Source organism: Bacteroides sp. An19, from assembly GCF_002160215.1.
Taxonomy (GTDB): domain Bacteria; phylum Bacteroidota; class Bacteroidia; order Bacteroidales; family Bacteroidaceae; genus Phocaeicola; species Phocaeicola intestinalis.
This window is the reverse complement of sequence record NZ_NFKD01000106.1, coordinates 1-6,970: the sequence shown is the minus strand read 5'-3', so window position 1 is coordinate 6,970 and position 6,970 is coordinate 1. Positions and strand designations below refer to the sequence as shown.

At 44.7% G+C, this 6,970-nt stretch carries 6 protein-coding genes and 1 rRNA gene; 1 reads left to right on the top strand and 6 read right to left on the bottom strand.

Annotated features, from left to right (window positions below; translation table 11 throughout):
- Positions 1–335: 335 nt before the first annotated feature.
- The 5 genes from B5F25_RS20295 to B5F25_RS20275 form a co-directional block, all read right to left on the bottom strand.
- Entirely contained in the window at positions 336–1,130 is a 795-nt protein-coding gene (locus B5F25_RS20295) for a gluconate 5-dehydrogenase (protein WP_022038708.1), read from the bottom strand.
- Positions 1,131–1,237: 107 nt separating this feature from the next.
- Positions 1,238–2,635 (bottom strand): D-alanyl-D-alanine carboxypeptidase/D-alanyl-D-alanine-endopeptidase, encoded by a 1,398-nt coding sequence (gene dacB, locus B5F25_RS20290; protein WP_087251675.1) that lies wholly within the window; start codon positions 2,633–2,635, stop codon positions 1,238–1,240.
- Between the two features lie 2 nt (positions 2,636–2,637).
- Positions 2,638–3,978, bottom strand: coding sequence for a dihydrolipoyl dehydrogenase (gene lpdA, locus B5F25_RS20285; RefSeq protein ID WP_087251674.1), 1,341 nt, complete (start codon positions 3,976–3,978; stop codon positions 2,638–2,640).
- 25 nt (positions 3,979–4,003) lie between these two features.
- Positions 4,004–4,393 carry a hypothetical protein gene (locus B5F25_RS20280; RefSeq protein WP_140407000.1) on the bottom strand — a complete coding sequence of 130 codons (390 nt, stop codon included), beginning with the start codon at positions 4,391–4,393 and terminating at the stop codon, positions 4,004–4,006.
- Between the two features lie 20 nt (positions 4,394–4,413).
- Complete coding sequence (locus B5F25_RS20275; protein WP_225226481.1) at positions 4,414–4,830, bottom strand: PH domain-containing protein; 417 nt, start codon at positions 4,828–4,830, stop codon at positions 4,414–4,416.
- A 147-nt stretch (positions 4,831–4,977) separates the two neighbouring features.
- Here B5F25_RS20275 and nadB point away from each other — a divergent pair, with 147 nt between their 5' ends.
- Positions 4,978–6,561 (top strand): L-aspartate oxidase, encoded by a 1,584-nt coding sequence (nadB, locus tag B5F25_RS20270; protein WP_087251676.1) that lies wholly within the window; start codon positions 4,978–4,980, stop codon positions 6,559–6,561.
- Between the two features lie 302 nt (positions 6,562–6,863).
- On the opposite strand, the gene rrf is transcribed toward nadB, so the two are convergent.
- Positions 6,864–6,970, bottom strand: a 5S ribosomal RNA gene (rrf, locus tag B5F25_RS20265); the annotation flags it as partial.

Here is a 6,970-nt window from a genome sequence, read left to right as displayed (position 1 = left end):
GATATCCGTAACACAAAGGGACAGGACCGATGTCCCATCCCTCAACAATGTTACGGCGTAACGCAGGGAGTCTATTGCTGGCAAGTTGCTCCTCAGCAGAGCTTGCATCCTCTTCAACTCCTTGATTACAAAGCTAATGAAAACCTTTAATAAAATAAAAAAATTCTCTGGATATTTGGATTACAACATAGAAAGAAACTGTTTTGAATTTCTCCCAAAAGTTTCTTTCGCCTTTTTATCAGATTTCGAAAAACTACAAAAAAACAGCAGGAAGCCTTCCTTTTGAAAAAGGAAAAAACTTCCTGCCTTTTTGTTATGAATGAAACGACTTGATTTTATTTCGGTTGCTTGCCAATGTAAGCCAGGATACCACCATCCACATAAAGGATATGACCGTTTACAAAGTCGGAAGCATCAGATGCAAGGAATACCGTGGGACCCATCAGATCTTCGGGTGTTCCCCAGCGTGCAGCCGGAGTCTTTGAGACAATAAACGAATCGAACGGATGACGTGAACCGTCTGCCTGACGTTCGCGCAACGGAGCAGTCTGCGGAGTAGCGATGTAACCCGGACCGATACCATTGCACTGGATGTTGTATTCACCGTATTCGGAAGCGATATTGCGGGTCAGCATCTTCAGACCGCCTTTAGCTGCTGCGTATGCAGATACGGTTTCACGACCCAATTCGCTCATCATCGAACAAACATTGATAATCTTTCCATGACCTTTCTTGATCATGCCCGGAATAACCGCCTTAGCCATGATAAACGGAGCTGTAAGGTCGATGTCGACAACTTGACGGAACTCATCTACCGTCATGTCACACATCGGGATGCGCTTGATGATACCTGCGTTGTTTACCAGTATATCAATCACGCCCAGTTCTTTCTCTATCTGTGCCACAAGTACTTTAACCGCTTCCTCGTCGGTCACATCACAAATATAACCTTTTGCATCAATGCCTTTTGCCTTATAATCGGCAAGAGCATCATCCAGATGTTTTTGTGAACGGCAATTGAACGCAATTTTGGCACCCGCCTGAGCCAATGCTTCGGCCATAGCAAAACCGATTCCATACGCACCGCCTGTTACAAGGGCTACTTTGCCCTCCAATGAGAAATTAACCATAATGTTTTTCATTTTTTATAGTAAATAATTATTTATCTCCGGCATTTCGTCATACCGTTTACGAACACGGTCTGTCATTGTACCGCACAAATATACAAATTTCTTTATTATTGCGCCAATATTTCACAAATCTTATCTTGAAAAAGACGTGCTTTTCTTCCACTCATCACGTTTTGATTGATAATCACGAAAGCCAACATATCACCATTTCCGGCACGTACATACCCGGCAAGCGAGCTGACTCCTTTTACCGTACCGGTCTTGGCACGCACGTTGCGGAACGCCTTCTCTTTCCGCATACGGTAACGGAGTGTACCGTCTACACCAGCTATGGGCAACGCTTCGTAAAAAGGATGGAATATTTCCTGATGGGCATACGCATATTTCAAATAAGCCAGCAACAATTCGGGCGACACATAATTGTACATCGAAACCCCACTCCCATCGACAATGCTGTAATCGTCCGGGGCCTTCCCGATGTGATGACGCATGAAGTGTTCTATCTCTTTCTGTGCATCCTCGATACCGATACTTTTATGCCCGCCTCCCCGGATAGCCAAGTGATAAAACAAAGCTTCCGCCGAAAGATTATCGCTTTTCTTTAAAGCACGTTTCAGAACAGGTTCCAACGGACGAGAGACTTTATATAATAAGGTGACCGTATCGGGACAGACGCCATATTTCAACGAATCGACGGCTATATGCTCCTGAGCTAACTGGTAACGAAAAGTCTGGATAAAGAAATCCTGTGATGAAAACATGTTCAGTGTCCTGCCGGACGGACGCCCTACATTACCAGTAATGTGAATGGTATTACCGTTATATAACCAATCCCGATTTATTTTCAGACTCCCATAATGAGGTATACCACACACGGCACGATTGTCTATTGTATAATAATCCGATTTCGGAAATACTTCCACTTCAGGACGTCTTCCCTTTTGAGAAGGTTTGACCGATACATTCACGCATCCCCTGTTCAACATCAACGGAGAGAGATAAGGCTGAAAGGCATTAGGGGTATCATCCCACGCCCAACCTGTACCCCAATAAATGGAATCCATCACCGATACATCTGCCACCAGGTTTCCCTTGATGCTGTTTATACCTGCACGGTGCACGGCATCGATCAGACGCTGCAAATCGTCTTCCATAAATTCAGGGTCGAAACCTCCCACCACATATAAATTACCCTCCAAGGTACTATCTGCCCCGATTGTACCCGTATAAGCCAAACGGGTATCGAAGGTATAGCCTGTACCCAACTCTGCCAATGCCGTGACCGTGGTGATAATCTTCTCGATAGAAGCCGGACGATACAATTTCTGATCCTGATAAGCATAGACCGGCGTCCCTTTCGTCAGATTGAATACCGTGATGCCTACTTCGGATGTCTTCAGCACAGGCGATGATGCAACCAGTGCCTCCAGTTGTTCTGCCACACCTTGTGCACAAACCTGGCAAAAGGCCAGCAACATTCCTAAAAAGAAACCTAAACGATGCATAGTTATAAATCTCTAAACAGTTCGCCTACCGTGGGATGTGGGAATACATACCGGCGGAAAGTCTCCAAATCAAGCTCATCTTCTACCATTATGCCGCCCAATACAATGAGTTCGGATGCCGGATTGCCCAACAAGTGAACTCCCAGTACCTTATTATGCTCGTCTACCAGTACCTTCATCATGCCGTTCACACCCTCATTCTCTGCCACAAACCTGCCCGAATAAGTCATCGGGAACTTTACCGCCCGATAAGTAATGCCTTGCTTCTGCAACATCTCCTCGGTTTTTCCCACTGAAGCGACCTCGGGATGTGTATAAACCACGCCGGGAATGGCACGATAACTCATTCCGACAGATTTTCCCAAGATGGTATCTACCGCTATTTCGGCTTCTTTTACCGCCGTATGAGCCAAGAGAGAGACTCCATTCAAATCTCCGCAAGCATATACACCCGGCACAGAAGTTTGAAGCTGGGCATTTATCTTGATGCACTTCCGTCCGGTATATGCAAGAGACAAGTTTTCCAACCCGAAGCCTTGCGTCACCGGACGTCTCCCTACACTCAAGAGCAATTTTTCTGCCTCGAAACAGGTCTCTTCTGCTCCTGTCTGATAATAAACCTGCATACCGGTCTCATTCTGCTCCAGACGGACAACCTTGGCTCCCAGTTTGAAGTCAACACCTCGTTTTGCATAATCGGCACGGAGCATCGAAACAATTTCACGGTCTATACCGTTCAATATTTCGTCCATCATTTCGATAACGGTCACTTTTACACCTAAGTCGGAAAAGAATGAAGCGAATTCCATCCCGATAACCCCTCCGCCGATAATGGCAAGCGACCGTGGGATTTCTTTGTTGTCAAGCGCATCGCGATGGGTCCAATAACCGACTTTCTCTATGCCCGGAATAGGAGGAATAACCGTCTGGCTCCCCGTGCAAAGAATCAGGTTCTCGCATTCGTAGATTTCCCCAGCGCAACGCACGGTATGCGCATCGACGATGAAAGCCTCTCCGTTTACCAACGTGACATTGGCTCCCGTAAGCTTTGCCTTCACTCCCAGCACCAGCTTGCGCACCACCTTCGACTTGCGGGCTATCATCTTGGGCAAATCGAAACTAACTTCACCGGCACTTACATTATACTTGCGTGCGTGGACGCAGCTATCATAAAGCTTCGATGCATATAGGAGCGTTTTCGTAGGGATACATCCTTCGTTCAGACACACGCCTCCCACACTGTTCTTTTCAAACAGAACCACGCTCAGTCCTGCTTTCCCCGCCCTTTCGGCGGCGGTATATCCGGCAGGTCCCCCGCCGATAATCGCTACTTGGTATTTCATGGTACGTTATTGTTTTTAAGGTCAGTTATTCTTCCACATATTCCATCATCGGGTTCGCTTCCTTCAAGCTGGCGATGAACCCTTTCCGGTCTTTCGGATCCACGGTAGCGTGTCCCTTGGTATGGCGCAACACAATTTGCTGGCTTTTCCATGCCTTTTTACGGTAAATCAATTTCGAAATGCCGTGCAAACGCGAAACTCCGGTAAATCCCCGGCGTATCCATACATCCCCGTTATCGCGTATCTGAATACGGGTTGTCAACTGGTCAACAGCAAGTCCCAAAGGAGCCAGAAGCCCCAACAATCCCCAATAATTCTTACTTTCTAAAGAAAGCCATACAATTGCCAACACCAGTACCAGCAAGATGGTCATCCATACGTATGATACTTGCCGAACTCTAAACAATTTTGCCATAATCTCTTTTTTATCTAAGTTTACTCATTATTCTTTCTTGTCTTTTTCTGTATCCAACTGATGAACTCATCTGCATCCACAGGTGAGACCTGTAGCTTATCATCTTTTCCTGCCACACGATAGACGATTTCCACTCGTTTTACCGACAGAGCCGGAGCTATGGAAAAAGATTTGACCTGGTTCATCATTTCTATCGAATTCAAATCCAACGTCCTGCCCGGCACAAACCGACCGCTCTCTATCCGCAACATTCCGTCTTCCGTCACTACATAACGGGTATGGACCAACATTTCGATTTCGAAAATCATACATATCGCCAGCAAGACCGCCAGCAACGTATAATGCAACCAAAAGAAATCGAACAATAAAAAAGCAGTAACAGCCATTAATGACCAGTACCACCCGTCTACCTTCGAATGAAATGTCCTGTTCATCATCCTTTTCCTTATTAATTCAGGGTGAAGATAGTAAATAATCATATAAAATCATTACATCCGGTAAAGTTCTTTTGAAAAAAAAGCAATATGCAGTACAGACATTTCAGTTTTTTTGTAGTTTTGCGTCAATATATACACATTATTATCATGATAAGGAAATATGATTTTCTCGTTATCGGTTCAGGAATTGCCGGAATGAGCTTTGCGCTGAAAGTAGCGCATAAAGGCTCGGTTGCACTGATTTGCAAAGCCGGGCTGGAAGAAGCGAACACATATTATGCACAAGGAGGCATCGCTTCTGTGACAAATCTGAAGGTGGATAATTTCGAAAAACACATTCACGATACGATGGTTGCCGGAGACTGGATAAGCGACCGTGCAGCGGTAGAGAAAGTAGTACGCAACGCCCCGTCACAAATCGAAGAATTAATCAAATGGGGAGTAGACTTCGACAAAAAAGAAAATGGAGAGTTCGACCTTCACCGGGAAGGCGGTCATTCCGAGTTCCGTATCCTTCATCACAAAGACAATACTGGCGCCGAAATCCAGACCAGTTTGATAGAAGAAGTCAAACGACATCCGAACATCACTGTCTTTACCAACTTTTATGCCGTAGAAATCATCACACAACATCATTTAGGCATCATTGTTACCCGTCATACCCCAGGTATCAAATGTTATGGAGCATACGTATTGAACGAAGCTACAGGAGAAGTGGACACGTTCCTTTCAAAAGTTACCGTTATGGCAACAGGAGGATGCGAAGCTGTTTACCGTCATACCACCAACCCGTTGGTAGCTACAGGCGATGGTATCGCAATGGTGTATCGAGCCAAAGGTATCGTAAAAGATATGGAATTTATCCAATTTCATCCGACTGCCTTGTATCATCCGGGCGACCGGCCCAGCTTCTTAATTACAGAAGCTATGCGAGGATATGGAGGTGTACTAAGAAATCTGGCAGGCGAAGAATTCATGCAAAAATACGACCCACGCTTATCATTGGCTCCACGCGACATCGTAGCCCGTGCCATAGATAATGAAATGAAACAGCGTGGTGAAGACCATGTTTATCTAGATGTCACTCATAAAGACCCCGAAGAAACTAAAAAACATTTTCCGAACATATACAAGAAATGTCTCAGCCTGGGAATCGATATCACTAAAGATTATATTCCGGTAGCTCCTGCTGCACATTATCTATGCGGAGGCATCAAAGTAGACCTTGACGGACAATCCAGCATCAAACGTCTGTATGCTCTAGGTGAATGTTCCTGTACCGGTTTGCATGGAGGCAACCGACTAGCTTCAAATTCCCTGATAGAAGCCATCGTTTATGCAGATTCTGCAGCCAAACATGCCATAAGCGTACTAGACCGTTATGATTTCAATGAAGATATTCCAGAATGGAATGCAGAGGGTACAATGAACAACGAAGAACGCATTTTGATTACTCAAAGCATGAAAGAAGTTAATCAAATTATGGAAGCATACGTAGGTATTGTACGCAGCAATCTTCGTCTGGTACGTGCATGGAATCGGTTAGACATTTTATACGAAGAAACAGAACGCCTATTCAAACGCGTAAAAGCATCTCGTGAAATTTGCGAACTCCGCAACATGATTAATGTAGGCTACCTGATTACCCGTCAAGCTATGGAACGTAAAGAAAGTCGAGGATTACATTACACAATCGATTATCCACATCCTTGCAACAAGGAATCAGAATAAAAAAATAATTCTACAATTAACCAATAAACAATTATTCTGAAGCAGGCTCTAAAAAAATTTTTAGAGCCTGCTTATTTTTTTAATTACATTTTAAAGATGTTTTCCTGACTTTATGAGAATTACAGACCATCTGACTAATAAAATGAATATCCTCAAAATGCCTGTAGGTAAAAGGTGTTAGAAGGAGTTATACCTTCAAGTAGAAGTTAAATGGCTGAATGACATCCATGACAAGAAAAAGAATGCATAATCTCAAAAAAAAAAGGATCCTCCCCCGGACATCAGACCGAGGAAGGATCCCAAAACGGCGGCTACCTACTCTCCCACTGTTACGCAGTACCATCGGCGTGACGAAGCTTAACTTCTCTGTTCGGAATGGGAAGAGGTGGAACCTTCGTGCCATAGCCAC